This window comes from Ectothiorhodospira mobilis (assembly GCF_900114895.1).
In the GTDB taxonomy this organism is placed as follows: domain Bacteria; phylum Pseudomonadota; class Gammaproteobacteria; order Ectothiorhodospirales; family Ectothiorhodospiraceae; genus Ectothiorhodospira; species Ectothiorhodospira mobilis_A.
The window spans coordinates 264,758-287,742 of record NZ_FOUO01000001.1; the positions used below are offsets into that span (position 1 = coordinate 264,758).

Genomic DNA, 22,985 nt, shown 5'->3' on the forward strand with positions numbered 1-22,985 from the left:
CCCCATGTCCGACACCGACGCCCCCCTGCCCACCGCCGATCAACTGGAATCCCTGCTCCCCCGCTGCCTGGCCCCGGACCGCCCCGAGCTGGCCCGGGAGATCGCCCGTCTGCGCCGGCGCATGGCCGCCGGCAAGCCGGCGGACCGCATGCAGGCCCGTCTCCACGCCCGGGTGGAGGCCTCCGTACAGGCCCGGGAACAGCGCCTGGAGAGCCAACCCCGCCCGGAGTTTCCCGACGACCTGCCGGTGAGCGCCCACCGGGCGGAGATCGCCGCGCTGCTGGAGAAACACCCGGTGGTGGTGGTCTGCGGCGAGACCGGCTCGGGCAAGACCACGCAGCTGCCCAAGATCTGCCTGGAGCTGGGGCGCGGCGTGGATGGCCTCATCGGCCACACCCAGCCCCGGCGCATCGCCGCCCGCTCCGTGGCCACCCGCATCGCCGAGGAGATGCACGGCCGTGTCGGGGAGACGGTGGGCTTCAAGGTGCGCTTCTCCGACCACGTGCGCCCCGACACCCGCATCAAGCTCATGACCGACGGCATCCTGCTGGCGGAACTGCGCTCCGACCCGGACCTGCGGGCCTATGACACCCTCATCATCGACGAGGCCCATGAGCGCAGCCTGAACATCGACTTCCTGCTGGGCTATCTCCAGCGCCTGCTGGAGCGCCGCGACGACCTCAAGCTCATCGTCACCTCCGCCACCCTGGCCCCGGAGCGCATCGCCGCACACTTCGGGGACGCCCCCATCTACCACGTCCCCGGCCGCACCTACCCGGTGGAGATCCGCTACCGCCCGGTCAACGGCGAGGACGGCGCCGATACCGAGCGGGATCTGAATGACGCCCTGGTCGAGGCAGTGGACGAACTGGCCGGGGAAGGCCCCGGCGATATCCTGGCCTTCCTGCCGGGGGAGCGGGAGATCCGCGAGGCGGCCGAGGCCCTGCGCAAGCACCACCCGCGGCACACGGAGATCCTGCCCCTCTACGCCCGCCTGTCGGCGGCGGAACAGAACCAGGTATTCGCCCCCCACCGCGGGCGGCGCGTGGTGCTGGCCACCAACGTGGCGGAGACGGCCCTCACCGTGCCCGGCATCCGCTACGTCATCGACAGCGGCCTGGCGCGGGTGGCCCGCTACGCCTGGCGCTCCCGGGTGCAGCGCCTCTCCCTGGAGCCCGTGTCCCGGGCCTCGGCGGACCAGCGCGCCGGGCGCTGCGGCCGCCTGGGCCCGGGCATCTGCATCCGGCTCTACGGTGAGGAGGATTTCCTGCTGCGGCCGGAGTACACCGACCCGGAGATCCTGCGCTCCAACCTGGCCTCGGTGATCCTGCAGATGGCCCATCTGGACCTGGGGGATCCGGAGGACTTCCCCTTCGTGGACCCCCCGGACCCGCGCCTGATCCGCGACGGGTTCAAGCTGCTGGAGACCCTGCAGGCGGTGGACGGGGCCCACCGCATCACCGACACCGGCCGGCGTCTGGCGCGGCTGCCCCTGGACCCGATGCTGGGGGCCATGCTCCTGGCCGGGGCACGGGAACAGGCCCTGGCGGAGGTGACGGTGATCGCGGCCATGCTGGCCATCCAGGATCCGCGGGAGCGCCCGGCGGAGAAGCGCCAGGCGGCGGACGAGGCCCATGCCCGTTACCGCGAGGCCGGGTCGGACTTCCTCGGCTATCTGCGCTTGTGGCAGGACTGGCGGGAGCAGTCCCGCCATCTGTCCCAGTCCAAGCTGCGGGCCTGGTGCCGGGAACGCTTCCTCTCCTTCGTGCGCATGCGCGAATGGCAGGACCTGCACGGCCAGCTGCGCCAGCACCTGAACGAACTGGGCCTGAAGGAGAACCAAAGCCCGGCCGAACCCGATGCCATCCACCGCGCCCTGCTCACGGGGCTGGTGAACCAGGTGGGGATGAAGACCGAGCGGGGGGACTACCTGGGGGCCCGCAACCGCCGTTTCCACATCCACCCGGGATCGGGTCTGTTCAAGGGCCCGCCGGCCTGGGTCATGGCCGCCGAGATCGCCGAGACCACCCGAGTCTACGCCCGGGAATGCGCCGCCATCCGCCCGGAATGGCTGGAGACCGTGGCGGCCCACCTGCTCAAGCACCAGTACTTCGAACCCCATTTCCAGCCCCGGCGTGGCACGGTGGGGGCCTTTGATCACATCACCCTGCACGGCCTGGTGGTCCACCCCAAGCGCCGAGTGAATTATGGCCGGGTGGATCCGGAGGATGCCCGCCGCGTCTTCATCCGCGAGGGCCTGGTGGCCGGGCGCCTGCGCAGCCGGGCCCAGGCCCTGGAACACAACCGCGGGCTCATCCGCGAGATCGAGGACCTGGAGGCCCGGGGCCGGCGGCGGGACCTGCTGGCGGACGAACAGGTGCTGTACGATTTCTACGACGCCCGCCTGCCCGCCCATGTGCACGACGCCGCCGGCTTCGAACGCTGGCGCCAGCAGGCCGAGGCCGAGGACCCGCATATCCTGTACCTGGACCGGGACACCCTGCTGCAGCAGCAGGCCCCGGACCTGGACGCCGAGGCCTTCCCCGATCACCTGGAGATCCAGGGCCTGCGCCTGCCCCTGTCCTATCACTTCGACCCGGGCCACGAGGCGGACGGGGTCACCCTCACCGTACCCGTGGCGGCCCTCAACGCCCTGGACCCGGAGGTGGGGGACTGGCTGGTGCCCGGGCTGCGGGAGGAGAAGGCCACGGCCCTCATCCGCAGCCTGCCCAAGACCCTGCGCCGCCACTTCGTCCCCGCCCCCGACTTCGCCCGCGCCGCCCTGGACCGCATCGGCGAACCCCAGGGGCCCATGATCCCCGCCCTGGCCCGCGTCCTGCGGGAGATGACGGGCACCGACATCCCCCCGGAGGCCTGGCAGCCGGGGCGTCTGGAGGCCCATCTGGTGATGCGCTACCGCGTGGTGGACGCCCAGGGCCGGGAACTGGACGCAGGCCGCGACCTGGAGGCGCTGCGCGCACGCCTGGCCGGCGAGGCGGAGGAGACCTTCGACACCCACCGCCCCGGCGGCTTCGAGCGCGAGGGGATCACCGACTGGGACTTCGGCCCCCTGGAGGAGGACGTCACCTTTGAGCAGCACGGGGCCACCCTGCGGGGCTATCCCGCCCTGGAGGACCGGGGCGATTGCGTCGCCCTGACCCTGGCGGACCACCCGGAACGGGCCGCACAACTCCACCGGGCCGGACTGCGGCGCCTGTTCATGCTGGGGGTGCGCGACGAGGTGAAGTACGTCTACCGCCACCTGCCGGGGATCCAGCGCCTGTGCCTGCAGTACAGCCCCGTGGACCGCTGCGAGGCCCTCAAGGACGACCTGGTCTTCGCCGCCGTGGAGCGGGTCTTTTTGCAGGACCCCTGGCCCCGGGACGGGGAGGCCTTCCGCGCCCGCCTGGAGGCCGGGCGGGGGGAACTCACGGCCCAGGCCAATGCCCTGTGCACCCTGGCGGGCCGCATCCTGGAGCCCTACCAGGCCATCCGCGGCCGCCTCAAGGGGGCCCTGCCCCTGTCCTGGGTGGAGGCCGCCGGTGACATCCGCGATCAATTGGACCACCTCATCCAGCCCCACTTCCTGCTGGACACCCCGGCCCCGTGGCTGGAGCAATTCCCCCGCTACCTGGCCGCCATCGGGCGGCGTCTGGAGCGGCTGGACCAGGCCCCGGAGAAGGACCGGCGGGCCCGGGTGGAGATCGAACCCCTGTGGGCGGACTGCAAGGCCCGCCTGGCCCGGGGGGCGCCCCCACGGCAGCGGGATGCCCTCACCCGCTACCGCTGGCGCATCGAGGAGCTGCGGGTCTCCCTCTTCGCCCAGGAACTGGGCACGGTGGAGAAGGTCTCCGTCAAGCGCCTGGAGGAGGACCGCCGGGCCCTGGACCGCTCCTGAGGCCCTCCGGGGCGGGGCCCCCGTGACCAGGGCGGCGAACCGGGCCAGCACCCGGGTGCTTCTCCGCAACCCCTCCAGCAAGGGCGCCAGCGGCCGCCCGGCCGCCTCCAGGCGGGGCCGGTAGGAGTCCACGTAGCGGGGGATGATGCGGCGGGGGCGTCTCCCTCGCAGCATACCCCGAGCCCCGGGGTGATCAACCCCGGCCAGCGGGGCTTGAAATCCCCCCGACCGCCCCCATCGTGCACCCCAGACACGGGGCGGATGCCGACCCCCCCCGTGGTTCCAATGGGAACCGATACATCGAGGAGGTGTATGCCATGTGGGGAATGAACCTGTTGGAGAGCGACCTGTTCAGTGAGTTCGATCGCATGCGCCGGGAGATGGACCAGATCTTCGGCGCCGGCGGCACCCCCGCGGCGGGGATCCGTTCGGCCGCCGCCGGGGCCTTCCCGCCGGTGAACGTGGGGGCGAGCCCGGAGCGGTTCGACGTCTATGTCTTCGCCCCGGGGATGGACCCCGGCAGCCTGGACGTCTCCATGCAGAACCACCTGCTCACCGTTGCCGGGCAGCGCAGCGCCGAGACCCCGGAAGGGGTGCAAAGCTACCGGCGTGAGCGCTTCGACGGCGAGTTTCGCCGGGTGATCACCCTGCCGGAGGATGCCGACCCCGACCGGGTGGAGGCCCGCTACCAGGACGGGGTGGTGCATATTCAGGTGCAGCGGCGTGAATCGTCCCGGCCCCGGCGCATCGAGGTGCATTGATCCCGTACAACGACATCTCAGGAGGTGGTGACCATGAGCCAACAGGCACAGCAGCAGATGAGCCCCCGCGAGGAACGGGGGATGCAGCAGCAACAGGCGGCCCGCAGCCGGGAATGGGTGATGCAGCCGCCGGTGGACATCCATGAGAACGGCACGGGGATCACCCTGGTGGCCGACATGCCGGGGGTCTCCAAGGATCGCCTGGAGGTGGAGGTGGAGAACGATGTCCTCACCATCGAGGGTGAGGTCTCCATCCCCATGCCCGAGGAGATGAAGGCCCTGTATGCGGACCTGCGCAGCAAGCGCTACCGCAGGAGCTTCACCCTCAGCCGCGAACTGGACCTGGACCAGATCCGCGCCACCATGAAGGATGGGGTGCTCACGTTGCACATCCCCAAGCGGGCGGAATTCCAGCCGCGGCGGATCCAGGTGAACGTGAACTGATCCCCGTCCCCGATGGGACAAGCCCCGGACAGGTGCCCTCCTCGCCCTGCGGGGAGGGCCTTTTCTTCCGTGGCGGCGCCCGGCGCGGCCACGGTTTGCAGCGAACGGAGGTGAGATCATGGCCAGCATGAGGCAATTGCGCGAAGGCATCGGCCATGCCTGGGATTCCGTACTGGAGGGCTGGCAACGACTCTACCAGCGGGCCGCCGGTGCCATCACCCGCTTTCGCCCCGGCGCCAAGGCTGGGGACACCCATGGCGGGGACGGCGGCGATACGGCACTGCCCGCCCGCAGCACCGGCTGGGGCGTGATGGCCGCCGAGGTCTTCGAGGGAGACGACCGGGTGGTGGTGCGCCTGGAGGCCCCGGGCATGGACCGGGACCAGTTCGAGATCGAGGTGCGCGGGGACCACCTGGTGGTGGCTGGCGAGAAGGGCTTCCAGCGGGAACGTACCGAGGGCCGCTACCGCATCGCCGAATGCGCCTACGGCCGCTTCGAGCGGGCCATCCCCCTGCCGGATGCGGTGGACCCGGACCAAGCCCGGGCCCGCTACCGCAACGGGGTGCTGGAGGTGGAAATGACCAAGGCGGAGCACACGAGCCGGCGGCGGATCCCGGTGCAGCGGCACTGATGCCGATGTGCCGGAGCCGGGCTCAGTGCCGCGGGCGGCTGTCGCAGCCCCCCGCCAGATTGCAGCTGCAGCAGCCGCCGGCGCATCCCCCGCCCTCCTCCTTGGCGGGTCCCAGTTCCGGGTGGCGGCGGGCGAAACGCCGCGCCGCCTCCTGCACCAGGTACCAGCCGGTGAAGAGCACGAAGAGGATGGCCACGGTGATCGCATAGGTGGTCATGACATACCCCCGTTCAAGTGGGATCAGCCCCCGAGCCCGGCAAAGCCCATGAAGGCCAGGGACAGGATGCCCGCCAGCATCAGGCTCATGGCCGCGCCCCGGGCGATGGAGGGCACATCCGCCAGTTCCAGCCGCTCCCGCAGACCGGCCATGAGCACGATGGCCAGGATGAAACCGGCCCCCGCCCCCAGGCTGTAGACCACCGACTGCAGGAAGTCGTACTCGTAATTGGTCTGGAACAGTGCCACCCCCAGGATGGCGCAGTTGGTGGTGATCAGGGGCAGGAAGATCCCCAGGGCCTTGTACAGGGGCGGGCTGAACTTCTTGATGGTCATCTCCACCAGCTGCACCGCCGAGGCGATCACGGCGATATAGGCGATCAGGCGCAGGAACTCCAGATCATAGGCGGTGAGCAGGGCATTCAGCCCCCAGGCAGCGGTGGAGCTGATGAGCATGACAAAGGCCGTGGCCAGCCCCATGGAGAAGGCGGTGTTGAGCCGCCCGGACACCCCCAACAGCGGGCAGATCCCAAGAAACAGCGCCAGCACGAAGTTGTTGATGACGGCGGCGTTGAGGAAGATATATCCCAGTGATTCAGCGTGCATGGGCGGATGCCTCCCCGGCATGGGCCGTGCGTTTCATCTGCATCTCCTTCACCCAGGCGAACAGCAACAGCCACGCCCCGAGGACGAAGAACCCGCCCGGGGGCAGCAGCATGATGACCCAGGGCTCGAAGGCCTCGCCGAAGACCGGGAAGCCCAGCAGGGTGCCCGCCCCCAAAAGCTCCCGCACCGAACCCAGGCAGAGCAGGGCCAGGGTGAACCCGAGCCCCATACCCAGGGAGTTGACCAGGGTGGTGCCCACCCGGTTGCGGGAGGCGAAGGCCTCGGCCCGGCCCAGGATCATGCAGTTCACCACGATGAGCTGGATGAAGGCCCCGAGGGCGTTGTAGACCTCCAGACTCACCGCCTGGATGACGTAGTCCACCACCGTCACGAAGGTGGCGATGATGATGATATAGGACGCGATGCGCACCTCCTTGGGGATATGGCGGCGCAGCATGGCCACCAGGGCGCTGGAGCACAGCAGCACGAAGGTGGTGGCCAGGCCCATGGCCAAGGCGTTGGACACGGAGTTGGTCACCGCCAGCACCGGGCACATGCCCAGGAGCATGACGAACACGGGGTTCTCCCGCCAGATGCCGGCGAGGAAGGTATCCATGGTGATGGGGCTGTCGTTGTTCGTTGCCATGGGATGGGGTCCTCAGGGCTGGTCGGGGCGCGGGGCGGCCCGGCGCAGGGTGTCCCAGTGGGCGGCCAGCCGGGGCAGCACCGCATCGGCGCTGGCGTGGATCATGTCGCCGATGGCCTCCGAGGAGATGGTGGCCCCGGTGATGCCGTCGATCTCCCAGGGGTCGTCGGCCTCCCCCTGGTCCACGGTGCGGATGCGGTGGGCCAGGCCCGTGCCTGCGTCGTTGAGCCGCGCCTCCAGGCCCTGGATGCTCTCCAGGAAATGGGGCTCGGTCTCGATCTTGTCCCCCAGACCCGGGGTCTCCCGGCTCTCCAGCACGGTCATGCCGACGATGCAGGCGCAATCCGGATCGTAGCCGTAGAGGATGCGGATGACATCGGCATATCCCCGTCCGGAGGCCTCCAGGGCCACGCCGGCCAGGGCACCGTCGGCGTCGTAGCCGGCATAGATGGCCCGCCCGGCTGCCGGGGCCTCATCCCGGGGGAAGAGCCCGGTATCGGTGAGCACGAAGCTGCGCCGGGACTCGGCCCCCGGGATCACCTCCAGCACGGCCGCCTCCAGGGCGCGCTGCTGGTTCTGGGCGATGAAGGGCCGGGTGTACTCGTACACGCTCACCACCAGCAGGCCCGAGAACAGGGCGATGAGCCCCAGGGTGGCCACCAGACGGACCCCGGAGGTGGGTTTGGGCTGCTGTTGCAGGGAAGCCGCGCGGCTCATGACGCCCTCCGCTTGCCGGTGCCGTAGGGACGGGGCTGGATGAAGCGATCGATCAGGGGCGAGGCGGCGTTGCCCAGGAGGATGGCGTACATCACCCCCTCGGGGAGCCCGCCGAAGAAGCGGATGATCACCGTGAGAAAGCCGATCAAGGCGCCATAGAGCCAGAGCCCGGAGCGGGTCATGGGCGAGGCCACCATATCGCTGGCCATGAAGAAGGCCCCCAGCATGAGTCCGCCGGAGAGGAGCACGAACCAGGGGGTGGGATAGTGGCCCGGATCCAGCAGATAGAAGGCCCCGGCGGTGACAAAGGCGCCGCCCAGCACGGCGGCGGGGATGCGCCAGTTCATCATGCGCCGGGCGATGAGATAGAGCCCGCACACCAGGATCAGCAGGGCCGAGGTCTCGCCGGCGGAACCCGCCACCATACCGGTGAACAGGTCCCAGGTTTCGGCATGCTCCCCCTGGAACTTCCACATCCCCAGGGGGGTGGCCGCCGTATAGGCGTCCACGGGGGCCGGGGTGGTGAAGGGGACCGCCAGGGTGGAGGGCAGGAACTCCGTGAAGCGCTCCGGATGCCCCGGCAGGGTCCAGGTGGAGACGGCGCTGGGGAAGGCCCCCTGGGCGAAGGCCCGACCGATGAGGGCGGGGTTGAACAGGTTGAAGCCCAGACCGCCGAACAGGGACTTGCCCAGGGCGATGCCGATGAAACCGGACAGGGCCGCCATCCACAGGGGGAAGGCCGGCGGCAGGGTCAGGGCCAGCAGCAGACCGGTGATGACGGCGCTGTAGTCGGACACCGTCGCAGGCCTGCGGGAGAGCCGATTGAACAGCTGCTCCGTGGCCACGCAGGTGAGCGTGGTGACCAGCATCAGCGCCAGGGCGCTGATGCCGAAGTGGTACACGGAGAACCCACAGATGGGCAGCAATGCAAGGACCACGTTGCGCATGATCTGCTGCACACTGCCCCCCTGCTTCACATGGGGCGAGGTCTTCAGTTCGATTTGCAGCGGCGTCACGACAGGCGCTCCCGGTTCAGGGCCTTGGCGATGCGGAAGTACTGCACCAGGGGGATGTTGGCGGGGCAGACATAGGCGCAGGATCCGCACTCGAAGCAATCACTCAGGTGAAAGCGCTCCTGCATGGTCTCGTAGCGGCGCTTGGCCGCCAGGCGGCCCAGCTCCGCGGGGTTGAGCCCCACGGGGCAGGCCTCCACGCAGCGCCCGCAGCGGATGCAGGGATGGATCGTTTCCGGCGCCGCATCCGCCTGTGCCTGGGGCAGGACCACCAGCCCGGACACCGCCTTGGTGACGGGCACGTCCAGGGAGGAGACGGTGTTGCCCATCATGGGCCCGCCCAGGATCAGGTGGCTGGCGTCGTCGCCGCGAAAACCCACGTGCTCCAACAGGTAGCGCAGGGGCGTGCCCACCGGCACCCGGTAGTTGCCGGGGCGCTCCACCCCGGGGCCGGCCACGGTGATGACCCGCTCGATGAGCCCCTCCCCCAGGGGCAGGAGCCGCCCCAGCTGGGCCATGGTGCCCGCATTGTTCACCACCACCCCCACCTGGAAGGGCAGCCCCCCGGAGGGGACCTCCCGCTTCAACAGGGCCTTGATGAGCATCTTCTCCGAGCCCTGGGGGTACTTGGCCTTCACCTTGCGCACGGCGATGGGATCATCCGGTCCGATCTGGGCCTGCAGGGCGGCGATGGCGTCGGGCTTGTCGTCCTCCACGCCGATGAGGGCCTGGTCGGCCCCCACGGCCCGCAGGGCCAGGCGGATTCCGGCCAGGACCTCCTGGGCCTGTTCCACCATGATGCGGTGGTCGGTGGTGAGATAGGGCTCGCATTCACAGCCGTTCACCACCAGGGTGTCCACCCCATGGCCCTCGGGCACGGCGTACTTCAGGTGGGTGGGGAAGGCGGCCCCCCCCTGCCCCACCAGGCCGGCCGCCTGGATCGCCCGGATCAGCTCCTCCCGGGAGAGACCCGAGAGATCCCGCGGGCTGGACCAGCGCACCGCCTGGCTGTCGCCGGGCAGGGTGCGCAGCAGGATGGCCTCGGTCTTGGGGCCGCGGGCGGTGGGCATGAGTTCGATCCCCTCCACCACCCCGGTGACCGGGGCGTGCAGCGGCACCGACTGGAAGCCATCCGCCTCGGCGATCACCTGCCCGCGCACCACCTCCTGGTGGCGTTTCACCACCGGCCGGGAGGGCTTGCCGAAGTGCTGCGCCAAAGGCAGCACCAGCCGCGGCGCGAAGGGCAGCCGCCGGATGGCCTGGTCACGGGTCGCCTCCTTCAGACCGGGGGGATGAACCCCCCGGGGGAAGGTGCGCCCGGTAAGGAACGAGAGCATGCCCATGGTCAGTTGAACTTCGCGGCCCGCTTCATCAGCTTCTCGGCGTCGGGCTCGGCGGGGTTGGCCGGGGTGCCCGGGTGGATGGCCAGGGCCGGGCACTTCTCCGCCGCCCGCACCAGGTCCTTGTACGGCGCCCCTTTGGGGTCCGTCACCACCGCCTGTTTGTCGTCATTGTAGGCAAAGGCCCCGGGGGCGATCTGCAGGCACTCGTCGCAGGCGGTGCATTCGTTGCTCTCCACCCACACCGGCTCGTACTCCCAGTCGGCCCCGCCGTTACCGGCGGCCGCTTCAGAAGCGGCCGGGGCGGCGGGCGCAGGGGCCGGCGCGGACTGCCCCTCCAGGGCGGTGGCCAGTTGCCCGGCCCCCTGGCCGCTGGCCAGGGAAAGCAGGGCCTGGGAGAGGCGCTGGGCCATGTCGCTGCGGGTCTGCGCCGCCACGGCCTCGGCATCCACCACCTCGTGGTCCAGGCCCAGCAGGCCCTTGAGCTGGTGCCAGAAGTCGCGCCGCTCCTCGGTGGATCGCACGATCTCCTCGGACACCAGGACACGTCCCAGGCGGTTCTTGCTATCCACGGTCCAGATATAGGGGAAGCGGCCCTCGCGCTCGTCCTCGGACATCTGCAGGAATTCCGGCAACGGGATCATGTCCTCGTTCCAGGTCTCCTGGGGCGCCTTGCGGAAGTGCTTGCGGAAGCGGCCCTCCGTCAGGGCGAAGTCGGCGAAGGTCATGGGCAGTTCCATGGTGGCCTCGTTGCCGTCCTCGTCCTGGTACTTCAGGGTGTAGCTGGGCCAGTCCTGCTCCAGGGACGGGTTGCCCTCCAGGTCGCAGCACTCGCGAAAGGTCACCCCCCGGTCCGGGTTGTAGCGGAACAGCGGATAGGCGCGGGACTCCACCGCCAGCTTGGACTGGGCGAAGGCCACGTCGTCCCCCACCCCGTGTTCCGGCGGGCACACGGCATAGACGTTGAACAGGGCCGGACGGCGGGCGTTGAGCCCCTCGATGAAACTCTCCAGCAGGTGGGTGACGTTGGAGATGGCCCCCTGCATCACGTAGCTGGTGCGGTGGGCCAGGCCGATGAGGCTGATCTCCTTGCGGATCTCCTCCTTGCCCTTCCAGGCCTTGCCGTAGGGGGCCATGTCCGACACCTGGCTGATGAAGCCGGAGGTGCAGGCCTGGCCGCCGGTGTTGGAATACACCTGGGTGTCCAGCACCAGCACCTTGATGGGCATGCCGGACATGAGGGCACGGGACAGGTTCTGGAAGCCGATGTCGTACATGGCGCCGTCGCCGCCCACGCTCACCACCGGCGGGCACAGGGCGAATTCCTCGTCGCTGAACTGCTCCCAGTTGAACTGGGCGAAGAAGGCCTCGTGCTCCACCGGGTCGTACTTGCCGGCCAGCTCCAGTTCCGCCTGGCGGATGGCCTTGAAGCCCTCGGCCATCTTGGCCATGTGCCCCTCGAACAGGCCCAGGGCCATGGAGGGGCTGTCCTGGAACAGGTGGCTGGCCCAGGGGAACGGGTAGGGGCTGTAGGGGAAGGTGCCACCCCACACGGAGGTGCAGCCGGTGGCGTTGACCATGCCCAGGTCGCTGCGGCCGCGGCCCGTGGGGCCCTCCACGTAACGCCAGCGCAGGTCCTTGAGCTGGGCGAGCACGCCGCTCACCCACTGCAGCCAATCGGGGTCCACGGTGGTGGCGCCGGTGGCGTCCAGGGCCGCGGACAACCGCGACAGGGTCAGGTCCTTGTCGCTGTGCTGGCCGATCACCTGGTTCACGGCGTTCACGTCCGACAGGTCCATGCCCTCGGCCAGTTTCAGACGCACGTGCTGCTCCAGGCGGGCGATGAGATCATCCAGCTTCTTCACCTGGGCCTTGACCCGCGGCTGCATCAGGGCCGTGACCGTGCCGGTGAACAGGTGGATGGCGGTCTTCTCGCCGCAGCCCAGGCAGGCGCCGTCGCCGCAATTCATGGAGCCGTAGACCCGCTTGTCCATGAGCAGGGTCTCCAGGGCGCCGATGCCCTCGTCCAGGTCGTCGATGCGGTTGTACTGGGGGTTGGTGGTGGGCAGATCCAGCCAGAAGTCCCAGTTGCGGCGCAGGGTATCCACCGCCTCGGGGGTCTGGGTCACCGCCTGCAGGGCACCCTCCTCACAGATCTCCACGCACTCCATGCAGCCCTTGCAGGTGTAGGGGTTGATGGTGAGGGAGAACAGGCCGCCGCTGCCCTTGGAACGCTTTTCCAGGGCGGTGAAATAGGGCTTGGTGACGGCGAACTGGAAGTCGCCGATGGCCTCCCGCAGCCAGCCCAGTTCCTCCTGCAGGCGGGCCTTGTCCTCCTCACCATGGTTGCCCTCGGCCAGCAGACGGTCGATGGCGGCGTCCAGCTCGGCGGCCACGTCCGCCTCCTCACCGGCCTCCAGCAGGCCCTGGCGCAGGCGCTTCTCCAGATCGCGCACGGCACGGCGCAGCAGGCGCGTGGGCCGGCCGCCGGTCTCGATGCGGCGCACGGCGGTGTCGAAGACCTCGCCGATGGAGTTGGCCAGGCCGGGGATGGCGCTGTCCGGGCACACGGTGTAGCAGTCGCCGCAGGCGGTGCACCGGGCCGGATCCCAGGCGGGGTACTCGAAACGGATCTGGGTCATGTCCCGGTAGATGCCCGTGGAGGCGGGGATCAGGGAGCGGGCGATGAAGGGGTCCGCCAGGTTGTCGTTGCCCTGGCCGGAGAGATAGAAGCTACCGGTCTGCTCCCAGAACCGGTGGATATCGGCGCTGGGGGAATGGGACTGGGGCAGGCGCTTGAGCATCACCGGCATCTCGGGGACGCGCTGGGTCTGCACGGCGCCGGCGGCTTCCTGGGTGACCACCTTGTCGGTGATCTCGGTGATCTCGTCGAAGCCGCGGCGCACCACCCGCAGGTTGTCCTCCACCACGCGCTCGCCCTTGCTGCCGAACTTCTCCTGCAGCTGCTCACGGATGGCCTTGAACAGGGTCTCCTCGTCCAGGCCGCGGCGCTGCATCACCGGCGAGGCGGCGAAGAAGGCCCCCTGGAAGGCGATGCCCTGCATGCGGAACTGCAGGTCGGCGTTGGAGGCCTCGTCCCGGGCGATGCGGAAGGCGTCCAGATAGAAGACGCGGATCTCATGCTCGATGATGTAGCGCTGCGCCCAGGCGGGGAAGCTGCGCCATACCGCCTCGGCATCCTCCAGATTGGACTGGATGATGAAGAATCCACCCTGTTTCAGCCCCGCCAGGGGGTTGGAGTGGTCGAACACGTTGGGATCCGGGGACAGCACCACGTCCACGGTCTTGAGTTCACTGCTCACCCGGATGGGTTCGGGGGCGGCGGCCAGGTAATAGGTGGTGGGCTGCCCCTTCTTCTCGGAGCCGTACTTGGGGTTGGCCTTGATGTGGAAGTCCAGCAGATCGAACAGGGTCATGGCCAGGTTCTTGCCGGTGGTCATGGCTCCCCAGCCGCCCACGGAGTGCAGGCGCACGGCGATGGCCTCCTCGGGCATCAGGCTCGGGTTCTCCGAACCCCGCAGGGCCAGCTCCCGCACCCGCGGGTAGGCCTCCACCACGGACTGCTGGTGCAGCTCCTGCTTGGGACTGGCGGCCTCGTCGCGCACGAAGTCCACGGAGAGATAGAAGAAGGTGCGCTGGGCGCCGTCGGGGAGCATGTTCTCCACGGCGGCAATCAGGCCCTCGGGCTGCAGGTCCCGGGAACCCAGGCCATAGGCGCCGGAGTAGAGGCGCGGGATGTCGTCATTGCGGTCGAAGGCCGGGTAATCGGCATAGGGCATCACCTTGCCCGCCAGGCCGTTCTCAATGGCCTTGCCCACGGCGGCGCGGGTCTCGCGCATCAGCGGCAGGTCCTCCGCCAGGGGCTGGTCGGTGCGCTCCAGCACGGCCACTCCCTTACGCCCCTTGAGCAGGGCGGCCAAGGCGGCCCCGGGGAAGGGGCGGAACATGGTCAGGTTCACCACCCCCACCTTGAGGTTGCGGGTGGCGCGCAGATGATCGGCCACGGCCTCGGCGGTGGCCACCATGCTGCCCTGCCCCAGGATCAGGTATTCGGCGTCCTCGGTGCGGTAGCCGCAGACACGGCCATAGCGCCGGCCGGTGAGTTCGTAGAACTCCTCCATGCACTGGTCCGCCAGCTCGGCCACGTGGTCGAAGAAGTAGGGACGCTGGGCCGCCACCTGCTGCATGTAGGCGTCCTGGTTCTGGGAGGCACCGGAGAGCATGGGCTCGTCCACGTCCCAGATGGCAGGGATGCGCCGGCGCTTCTCGCCGAAGATGAGGCGCTGCGCCGGCGTGGGGCAGTCGATGGTGTCATCGGGGCGCCCCAGGTACTCGGCGATGAGCTCCCGCTCGGGCACCTTCAGGGACTCGATGAGGTGCGTGGTGAGGAAGCCGTCCTGGGCGACGATCCCGGGGGTGAGGGACAGCTCCGCCACCTTGTGGGCGATGAGGTTCAGGTCCGCCGCCTCCTGGGCGCTCTTGGCGAACACCTGGAAGAAGCCGGTGTCATCCACGCAATGGTAATCGTCGTGGGAGGCGTGCACGTTCAGCGCCGCCTTGGTGATGGCGCGGCAGCCGATGTTGAGGATATAGGGCAGGCGCTTGCCCGCGGCCGCATACAGGGACTCGTGCATGAAGGCCACGCCCTGGGCGGAGGAGAAGTTGATGGCGCGCATGCCGGTCATGGACAGCCCGGCGGTGACGGCGGCGGCGGCATGCTCCGATTCGGGCTCGATGAACACCAGCGAGCGGCCGGAGATGTTCACATGGCCCTTGGACACCTCCTCGGCCCACATCTCCCCCATCTGCGTGGAGGGGGTGATGGGATAGGCCCCGGCCGCGTCCGATGCCTCGCGCTCGCAGTGGATCACCGCGGTGTTGCCGTCCATGGCGGCGCGGATGCCCTTGTACTTGAAGTCTTGGGACGACTTGCTGCGTTTGAAGATCATGGTCACTCTCCTGCCAGCCCGCGGGCCGTCGTGTTTTCAGAATCGGTGTCAGTGCCTTCCGTGCGGAGATGACAAGGGGCCGGCCCCGGGCCCGATGGCCGGCCGGCATCGCCCCGCGCGCGCCGCGTCATACGCGGGGCAGGGGCTCCATGCGTGGAAGCGGTTCCTTGCGGGTGACTTTGCGCGCGCCCGAGCCCTTGCGGGACTCTTTCCCCTCCAGCCAGACGATGGCCCCCGTGGGGCAGCGCTGGATGGCCACCGGGGAGGCCAGGGCGTTCTTCTCGTAGTCGATCACGGCCAGGTGGTTCTCGATGCGGATCAGCCCCTCGGGGGCGTCCATGGCACAGCGGCCGCAGCCGGTGCACACCACCTGGCATTGGGCCATGGCCTCGTCCTGGGGGTCCTGGTTGCGGCAGGCCACCCACAGGCGGTGGCTCTCCGGCTGCAGGCTGAACAGGTCCTTGGGGCAGACCTCGACGCAGTCCCCGCAGCCGGTGCACCGGTCCACATCCACCACCGGCAGGCCGTAGCGGTTCAGGCGGATGGCATCGAACGAGCACACCTGCTCGCAGTCCCCCAGCCCCAGGCAGCCCCAGGTACAGCCCTTGCCCCCACCGGACACCAGGGCGGCGGCGCGGCAGGACTTGAGCCCCTGGTAGCGGGCCCGGGTGGCGGCCACATGGGAACCACCGGCGCAAGCCAGGCGGGCGATCTTGCGCTCCTGGCTGCCCACGGAGACCCCCAGGAAATCGGCGATCTTCTGGTTCATCTCCGCCGAGTTCACCGTGCACTGCGCCGGCTGGGCGCGCCCGGCCACCAGGGCCTCGGCAAAGGCACGGCACCCCGCCTCGCCGCAGGCACCGCAGTTGGTGCGGGGCAGCATGTCTTCCAGCTGATCGATACGGGGATCCTCGAAGACGTACAGCCGCCGGTTGGCAAATGCCAGTACACCGGCCAGGAGCACGCCCAGGGAGGCCATGAACCCGCCCGCCAGCACGATTTGAAGGGTAGAGGAAGTCACGGTGCCGTTTTGTCCTAACAGAACACTCACTTTTTGTGCAGTGAACAATTGATGACAAAAGCTACCCCGCGCTCGTCATGGGGTCAACCCATGGAGCCGTCGGAAAAGAAGAAAAAAGCTTATTTCAGTCCGATATTGATGGATATCAACGCAAAGCGGGGCGTCACCGGGGGGAGAACTGCCCCACGATGGGGCACGGCATGCCCGGGTCCGACCTGGCACGGGCATGCCCCCGCGCAAACGGGGGGACCTGCAGGGAACACGAGGTTTTACAACCGCTTCAGGCAGTCCAGATAGGCCCGCTCATCCGGCGCCCGCCCCTGGCGCTGGGCCTCCCAGAGGGCCGTGCCCAGGCATTCCATCATGGCGTGTTCCGCCCCATGGGGCCCCATGCGCAGGGCCAGGGCACGATGCACCGCGGCGATGCCCGCCGGCCGGTCCAGGGCCACCTGGTCCCGCAGGGCCAGGTGCATGCCCATATGCAGGAATGGATTGTCGACACCCTCGGCGACACCGAACTCCGCCCCGCCCGCGGCCGCCGCATCCTCCAGGAGCCCTTGGTATTCCGGATGCTCGCGCACCAGCTCCGCGATCTGCCGCTCCAGGGGCTGCAGCGCCTCCCCGGCCCGCCACTTGCGCCAGGCCTGGCAGTACATGGCCCGCAATTGCTCACGACCCTGATCGGCAAACATGCCCCACCCTCGATGCTGAACCGCGCCCGAGGCGCCGAACCTGCCAGTGTACCACCCTTGATCCCTCCCCCCGCCCCGCCGATCATGGGTCTTTGCGGGCACCGCAGCCCGTGCCGCCAAGGAGACCGCCATGGAACTGCCGACCCTGGAGATCCGGCTGCCGGACTGGCTCGAGGCCCGCATGGCCCATGACCTGCCCCCCATGCCCGGCGCCCGGGAACAGATGCGCTTTGCCATCGCCCTGGCCCGGGACAACGTGAACCAGGGCACCGGCGGCCCCTTCGGCGCGGCCGTCTTCGACGCCCAGGGACGGCTGGTGGCCCCGGGGGTGAACCTGGTACTGCACCTGAACTGCGCCCTGCTGCATGCCGAGATGGTGGCCATGGCCCTGGCCCAGCGGCGCTTGGGCCGCCACGACTTGAGCGACGGCGGCCGGCTGCAGTACACCCTGGTCTCCTCGGCGGAGCCCTGTGCCATGTGCCTCGGGGCCATCCCATGGTCCGGGGTCACGCGCTTCGTCTGCGGCGCCCGGGACGGCGACGTGCGCCGCATCGGCTTCGACGAGGGGACCAAGCCCCGGCCGTGGACCCACGGCCTCACCCGCCGCGGCATCCAGGTGGAACGGGACGTGCTGCGGGACTCGGCCCAGGAGGTGCTGCAGGCCTACGCCGACTCCGGCGGCGCCATCTACTGACGGCCCGGGTCCGCCCCGGATGACAGGCCGCCCCCGGATCGGGACAATATCCGGCCCCGACCGGCCCATGGCAGGACCGGCCACCCCTTCCCCATCCGACCCCTTGCGGACCGCCCATGAAGCACCTCGTCAAGCCCCTCCTCCTCCTGTCCCTGCTGGCCCTGGCCGGCTGGATGTTCTACTCCCCTTATCACGCGGTGGATCGCATCCGCGAGGCCGCCCAGGCCGAGGACACCGAGACGATGGCACGCTATACGGACCTTCCGGCCCTGCGTGCGGACGTGCGCCAGGCCCTGAGGGCCTCCATGGAGCAGGAATGGACCGAGGCCGCGGGGGACCACCCCTTCGCCGCCATGGGTCTGGCCCTGGCGGACGCCCTGCTCCAGCCCCTGGTGGACGCGATGGTCTCCCCCGAGGTACTCACCCGCATCTGGCAGGGCTACCTGCCCAGGACCCCGGCCCAGGACGAGGATGAATTGGCCATGAAACGCCGGGAGAACACCCGCGTGGACCTGGGCTACGAGGCCTACGACCGTTTCGTGGTGACCATCGCCGGCCGGGACACCCCCGAGGACAAGGTGCAACTGGTCTTCACCCGCCGCAACCTCATCTTCTGGAAGCTCACCGGCCTGCGCCTGCCCCTCTGAAGGATGAGTCGGCGCACCAACTAACATCCCTTGCCTTCCGTCATGGGCAGGTCTATCGCAATATTGAAGCTTTGTGCTGGCCCGGATCTTTCGCCCGCCGTCCCGCCTTCCCTCCCTGGAGACGGTCCCAGGCGGTGCTGGCGAGACCCATGCCGGCCCCCACCATGGCCATGTAGATCTCATCCACCCCTTCACGGCGCAGCGGGGCCTCCTCGTCCTCGTACATGATCTGGGCGACGATGAGACCGGAAAATCCCCTGCGGCGCAGCCTGCGGGCGGCGATCTGCTTGCCCTCGAAGTCCGGGGTGGCCAGGATCACGGCGCGGATGCCATCCAGATCCACCCCGTTCCAGAAACAGATGTCCTCGGCGTCGGCATAGACCACATGCCGGTCCTGCTTCTGGTGTTCCGCCACCTTGGTGGTATCGGCATCCACCCCGGCCACCCGGGCCCCGTTGCGGGTGAGCACGTTGAAGGCGGCCGTGCCGGTGCGGCCCATGCCGACGACCAGGAGTTCCGCATCCCCCAACGAGACCGGCTGTTCGTCGGGATGGCGGCTGCGGCGCTCGAAACGGCGCAGGCGGGATTCAAGGCGGTCGAACAGGCTGTGGGAGACCCGGTTCAAGGGGGCGGAGAGGACAAAGCTGAAGGTCACCGCCAGGGCCAGGGGCACGAGCCAATCCTGGAGCACGGCGGCGGCCACGATGAGACCGAACTCGCTGTAGCTGCTCAGGCTCAGGGCCGCGAGGAAGGCATTGCGGGCCCGCAGACCGAATCCCAGCAGCAGGAAGAAGAACAGCGCCCCTTTGACCGGCAGCAGCAGGGCGAGCCCGAGACCAAACAGGGCCGCCTCCAGATCCGGCAGCCCCGACATGCCGATCTGCAGGAAGAAGCCCACGAGAAAGAGCTCCTTGAGGCCCCAGAGGGCATTGCCGATCTCCTGGGCGCGGGCGTGTCCGGAGAGCATCACCCCCATGGCCAGGGCCCCCACCTCGGGGCTCAGACCAAAGAGATCGAAGCCCCACCCCCCGACGACGATGGCGAGCACCACCCCCATGACCACCACCAACTCGTCGTGTCCGGCCAGGTCCAGCAGCCAGTGGAGCACGGGCCGCAACAGCGGCAGGGCGATGAGCAGCAGGGCCCAGGGAGACGGCTCGTGGCCGCCAGCCACGGCCAGGACCAGGAGGGCCAGCAGGTCCTGGATGATGAGGATGCCGATGGCCATGCGGCCGTGAAAGGCCCGCAGTTCCCGCTTCGCCTCCAGCACCTTGGCCGCCAGCACGGTGCTGGAGAAGGCCAGAACGATGGCCAGGGTCAAGGCCGTCTCCCCGCCCGGCAGCATGGGCAGGGCGATGAAGACCCCGAGAAAGAGGACCACGGTGAACAGGAAATGCAGCAGGGCCCCGCCCAGGACCGCCCGCTCCACCAGGTTGCGCAGCTTGAGCTTGAGGCCCACGGTGAACAGGAGCAGCAGCACCCCCAGGTGGGCCACGTGGTCCAGGACCTCCCCCGTCTGCTGGGGCAATCCCAGGCCGGGACCAAAGTAATTCAGGGCAAAGCCGGCGGCGAGGAACCCCACCAGCGGCGGCAATCCCACCAGACGCACCAGCATGCCAAAGACGAAGGCGAACGACAGGGAGATGACTTCAATCAAAACGCATTTCCTTCCAACCTGGGACCGGCGCGGCCGATCCGGCCATGGGGCCCGTATCCGCCAGGGAGATGGCGCAGGGCCCCGCGATTCCGTTACGCCCGTACGGGCGAATACTGCTACCCTTAGTGGGCCTTATTCCATCCTGAACGGGCCGGTGGCGCCCGGCATCCCGTGATGCGGCGCCACCCGGCCCGGGTACCGAGCATGACATCCACAAGACCAAGGGAGCACACATGAGCACCGACTACCCGACCGTTGAAGTGGCCTCCGGGCTGCCGCGCCATTCCTTCGCCCTCCGGGTGCTGCACTGGCTCATCGCCGTCCTGCTGGTGTTCGCCCTCATCGGCGGTTTCACCCTGGGCATCCTGGGGCAAGAACAACTGACGGCGCTGGTGGGGGCCGATCTGGCCGGCACCGCCTTCATGGCCCACAAGACCCTGGGCATCTCCATCCTGCTCCTGATGCTGGTTCGCCTGGTGGTACGGCTCTCCCAGCGCACCCCCGAGTACGCCATCTCGCCAACGCGCATGCAGCGCGCCCTGGGCGGCCTGGTGCATTTCCTGCTGTATGTCCTGGTGATCGCCATGCCCATCGTCGGCTGGCTGGGCACGGCCGCGGCGGGGGCGCCGGTGAACTTCTTCACATGGGAACTGCCCGGCTTCCTGGCCGAGGACCCCGCCCTGGCCGAGAACCTGTTCCTGGCCCACATGGCCCTGGGGGTGACGATCGCTATCCTCATCGTCCTCCACACCGCCGCCGGCCTGTACCACTACCGGGTGCGCCAGGACTGGGTGATGAAGCGCATCAGCCTGTTCCGCTGAACCTGCCGGGCAGAACCGGGGGGGGGGGATTCTCCCCCCGGTTCATGCGCCGCGGCGGTCCGCGCCCCTTCCCCTAGGCGTGGGCGCCGAAAGGGGGATCCGACAGCGGCTGTTCCGTCCAGTCCATACCCGCGGCCTTCAGGGCCTGGAGCAGCTGGCGCATCGCATCGGCCACGGCATCCGCCGGCCCCTTCACCCCCAGCTCCACCTCCCGGCATCCGTCCCGGGTGGACGGCAGACTGGAGACCCGGATCTGCGGGAATTCCTGCATCAGCGATTCCATCACCGGAACCAGTTCCGACTCCGGGGCTCCGTGGACCCGCACCAGGCGCAGCACGCTGGGCATGCGGTGGAACAGATGCCGGTAGTGGGTGTCCAGGACCCATTCCACCATGGGCCATGCCATGTTGGGAAAACCCGGCACACAATGATGATGACGCCAGCTGAATCCCGGCACGCGGTTGACCGGGTTGGGGATCAGTTCGGCCCCCTGCGGCAGATGGGCCATGCGGATGCGGTGGGGATAGGCCGCCTCCCCGAAGCGTTCCTCCAGGAGGGCCACGGCCCCGGGGTGCGGGGTCAGGGGTACACCTGCCGCCTGTGCCAGGCACTGGCGGGTACGGTCATCGGGGGTGGCACCGATGCCGCCAAAGCTGAACACCACCGCCTCCTCCAGGGCCAGGGTCTGGCGCAGGTTGTCCGTCAGCAGGTGGGCCTCGTCCCCGACAAAACGCACGAAGGAGAGCTCCAGGCCACGCCGGGCCAGGGCCTCGATGAGAAAGGCCATGTGCCTGTCCCGGCGCCTGCCGGACAGGAGTTCATCGCCGATGATCAGGGCGCCGATCAATTCTTCGCGCCCATGGCCAGGGCACGGGCGCGGGCCAGCTCACCGGCCTCCCTCAAGGCCTTGGCGTCGTAGTTCTCGTCGGCCTCGGGCCACCCCTGCACGTGGCGCAGGATCAGCTCCGCCAGGGCGTCGGCGTGGTCCTCCCGGGTGTTGAGGGCGGGGATGTAACTGAACCGCTGCCCGCCGGCCGCCAGGAAGGCCTCGCGGCTCTCGTCGGCGATCTCCTCCAGGGTCTCCAGGCAGTCGGCGGAGAAGCCGGGGCAGACCACATCCAGGGCCTTTACCCCCCGATCGGGCAGACCCTGGATGGTCTCCAGGGTATAGGGGGTGAGCCATTGCTGCTTGCCGAAACGGGACTGGAAGGTCACCTCCCAGCGGTCCTCCGGCAGGTCCAGATGCTCCGCCACCAGACGCGCGGTGGTCTGGCAATAGCAGTGGTAGGGATCCCCCTGGTCCAGGTAACTCCTGGGGATGCCATGGAAGGAGAACAGCAGGTGGTCCCCGCGGCCGTGCTGGGCCCAGTGCTCCCGGATGCTGGCGGCCAGGGCCTCGATATAGGCGGGCTCGCTGTGGTAACCGGTGACAAAGCGCGTCTCCGGCACCCAGCGCCAGCGGCTGAGGGCATGGGAGACGGCATCGAAGGTGGACCCGGTGGTGGAGGCGGCGTACTGGGGATAGAGGGGCAAGATCAGCAGGCGCCTTGCCCCGGCCCGGCGCAGTTCCTCCAGGCCGGCGGCGATGGAGGGATTGCCATAGCGCATGGCCACGGCCACCTTCACCGGGCCGTACATGCGCCGGGCGACCCGCTCGGCCACGGCCTGGCCCTGGGCACGGGTGATGCTCAGCAGCGGCGAGCCCTGCTCGCCCCAGATGCGGGCGTACTTGGCCGCGCTCTTGCGCGGGCGGGTGTTGAGGATGATGCCGTGCAGCAGCAACCACCACAGCACCCGGGGGAACTCCACCACCCGAGGATCCCAGAGGAATTCCCGCAGGTAACGCCGCAGGGCCTGAGGTGTGGGCGCATCGGGCGTTCCCAGGTTGCTGATCAGGATCCCCAGGGTATGCGGACTCCCGTGACGATAATCCGGCTCGCCGATATAGCGCATCGCGTGTTCTTTTTCCGGGTGTGTAGACCGCCCCGGGGCATCCGCGACCTCTCCGCCGGTACGCGTACCGGACCATGCGGGCGCGGGGGCTTCTGTATAGAGCTCGACCGCCATTCCAATCTTCCCCATTGGGCGCAAGCGTGACTGTAAACCGATGGGCCGGGATTCACCAGGGTTGACGGGATGTGCGGACCGTAATCCTTGCGCCATGACAGGGTCCTGGGGAGAACGCGCCGCAAGGTCCGCCCCGGCGCGATG

General features: G+C 69.0%; 19 protein-coding genes. 7 read left to right on the forward strand and 12 right to left on the reverse strand.

Annotation, left to right across the window (positions count from 1 at the left end):
• Positions 1 to 4 precede the first annotated feature (4 nt).
• The 4 genes from hrpA to BM214_RS01180 all read left to right on the forward strand — a co-directional run bounded on the left by hrpA (position 5) and on the right by BM214_RS01180 (position 5,734).
• Complete coding sequence (gene hrpA / locus BM214_RS01165; RefSeq protein WP_090483357.1) at positions 5 to 3,898, forward strand: ATP-dependent RNA helicase HrpA; 3,894 nt, start codon at positions 5 to 7, stop codon at positions 3,896 to 3,898.
• A 317-nt stretch (positions 3,899 to 4,215) separates the two neighbouring features.
• The gene (locus BM214_RS01170) at positions 4,216 to 4,659 is read left to right on the forward strand and encodes an Hsp20/alpha crystallin family protein (protein ID WP_090483358.1); all 444 of its coding nucleotides are present in this window, start codon (positions 4,216 to 4,218) and stop codon (positions 4,657 to 4,659) included.
• Positions 4,660 to 4,692: 33 nt separating this feature from the next.
• A complete protein-coding gene (locus tag BM214_RS01175) occupies positions 4,693 to 5,103 on the forward strand; it encodes an Hsp20/alpha crystallin family protein (RefSeq protein ID WP_244887795.1) in 411 nt (136 codons plus the stop codon).
• A gap of 118 nt (positions 5,104 to 5,221) precedes the next feature.
• Positions 5,222 to 5,734, forward strand: a complete 513-nt coding sequence (locus tag BM214_RS01180) for an Hsp20/alpha crystallin family protein (protein ID WP_090483359.1) — start codon at positions 5,222 to 5,224, stop codon at positions 5,732 to 5,734.
• Between the two features lie 22 nt (positions 5,735 to 5,756).
• Here the strand turns inward: BM214_RS01180 and BM214_RS01185 are convergent, their stop codons facing one another.
• The 9 genes from BM214_RS01185 to BM214_RS01225 form a co-directional block, all read right to left on the reverse strand.
• On the reverse strand, positions 5,757 to 5,951 hold the full coding sequence (locus BM214_RS01185; protein WP_090483360.1) for a hypothetical protein: 195 nt from the start codon (positions 5,949 to 5,951) through the stop codon (positions 5,757 to 5,759).
• Between the two features lie 23 nt (positions 5,952 to 5,974).
• The gene (locus BM214_RS01190; protein ID WP_090483361.1) at positions 5,975 to 6,556 is read right to left on the reverse strand and encodes an electron transport complex protein RnfA; all 582 of its coding nucleotides are present in this window, start codon (positions 6,554 to 6,556) and stop codon (positions 5,975 to 5,977) included.
• Entirely contained in the window at positions 6,546 to 7,202 is a 657-nt protein-coding gene (gene rsxE, locus BM214_RS01195; protein WP_090483362.1) for an electron transport complex subunit RsxE, read from the reverse strand. Before rsxE ends, BM214_RS01190 begins: the two co-directional genes overlap by 11 nt.
• A gap of 12 nt (positions 7,203 to 7,214) precedes the next feature.
• Entirely contained in the window at positions 7,215 to 7,919 is a 705-nt protein-coding gene (locus BM214_RS01200) for an RnfABCDGE type electron transport complex subunit G (protein WP_090483363.1), read from the reverse strand.
• Positions 7,916 to 8,935, reverse strand: coding sequence for an RnfABCDGE type electron transport complex subunit D (locus BM214_RS01205; RefSeq protein WP_090483364.1), 1,020 nt, complete (start codon positions 8,933 to 8,935; stop codon positions 7,916 to 7,918). Before BM214_RS01205 ends, BM214_RS01200 begins: the two co-directional genes overlap by 4 nt.
• The gene (gene rsxC / locus BM214_RS01210) at positions 8,932 to 10,275 is read right to left on the reverse strand and encodes an electron transport complex subunit RsxC (protein ID WP_090483365.1); all 1,344 of its coding nucleotides are present in this window, start codon (positions 10,273 to 10,275) and stop codon (positions 8,932 to 8,934) included. Before rsxC ends, BM214_RS01205 begins: the two co-directional genes overlap by 4 nt.
• 2 nt (positions 10,276 to 10,277) lie before the next feature.
• On the reverse strand, positions 10,278 to 15,242 hold the full coding sequence (locus BM214_RS01215; RefSeq protein WP_177217543.1) for a 2-oxoacid:acceptor oxidoreductase family protein: 4,965 nt from the start codon (positions 15,240 to 15,242) through the stop codon (positions 10,278 to 10,280).
• A gap of 127 nt (positions 15,243 to 15,369) precedes the next feature.
• Positions 15,370 to 16,263 (reverse strand): RnfABCDGE type electron transport complex subunit B, encoded by an 894-nt coding sequence (locus BM214_RS01220; protein WP_090483366.1) that lies wholly within the window; start codon positions 16,261 to 16,263, stop codon positions 15,370 to 15,372.
• Positions 16,264 to 16,532: 269 nt separating this feature from the next.
• Positions 16,533 to 16,955 carry a DUF1841 family protein gene (locus tag BM214_RS01225; protein ID WP_090483367.1) on the reverse strand — a complete coding sequence of 141 codons (423 nt, stop codon included), beginning with the start codon at positions 16,953 to 16,955 and terminating at the stop codon, positions 16,533 to 16,535.
• Between the two features lie 130 nt (positions 16,956 to 17,085).
• Here BM214_RS01225 and BM214_RS01230 point away from each other — a divergent pair, with 130 nt between their 5' ends.
• Both BM214_RS01230 and BM214_RS01235 read left to right on the forward strand, forming a co-directional pair.
• Positions 17,086 to 17,649: a nucleoside deaminase gene (locus BM214_RS01230; protein ID WP_090483368.1), complete on the forward strand. Its 564-nt coding sequence runs from the start codon at positions 17,086 to 17,088 to the stop codon at positions 17,647 to 17,649.
• 116 nt (positions 17,650 to 17,765) lie between these two features.
• Positions 17,766 to 18,296 carry a DUF2939 domain-containing protein gene (locus tag BM214_RS01235; RefSeq protein ID WP_090483369.1) on the forward strand — a complete coding sequence of 177 codons (531 nt, stop codon included), beginning with the start codon at positions 17,766 to 17,768 and terminating at the stop codon, positions 18,294 to 18,296.
• 52 nt (positions 18,297 to 18,348) lie between these two features.
• Here BM214_RS01235 and BM214_RS01240 read toward each other — a convergent pair whose 3' ends face one another.
• Positions 18,349 to 19,953: a cation:proton antiporter domain-containing protein gene (locus BM214_RS01240; protein WP_090483370.1), complete on the reverse strand. Its 1,605-nt coding sequence runs from the start codon at positions 19,951 to 19,953 to the stop codon at positions 18,349 to 18,351.
• Positions 19,954 to 20,186: 233 nt separating this feature from the next.
• On the opposite strand from BM214_RS01240, the gene BM214_RS01245 reads away from it, so the two are divergent.
• Complete coding sequence (locus tag BM214_RS01245; RefSeq protein ID WP_090483371.1) at positions 20,187 to 20,774, forward strand: cytochrome b; 588 nt, start codon at positions 20,187 to 20,189, stop codon at positions 20,772 to 20,774.
• A gap of 73 nt (positions 20,775 to 20,847) precedes the next feature.
• On the opposite strand, the gene BM214_RS01250 is transcribed toward BM214_RS01245, so the two are convergent.
• A complete protein-coding gene (locus tag BM214_RS01250) occupies positions 20,848 to 21,621 on the reverse strand; it encodes a competence/damage-inducible protein A (protein WP_090483372.1) in 774 nt (257 codons plus the stop codon).
• On the reverse strand, positions 21,618 to 22,727 hold the full coding sequence (gene hemH, locus BM214_RS01255; protein WP_090483373.1) for a ferrochelatase: 1,110 nt from the start codon (positions 22,725 to 22,727) through the stop codon (positions 21,618 to 21,620). The genes BM214_RS01250 and hemH overlap by 4 nt, the downstream gene beginning before the upstream one ends.
• Positions 22,728 to 22,985: the final 258 nt, after the last annotated feature.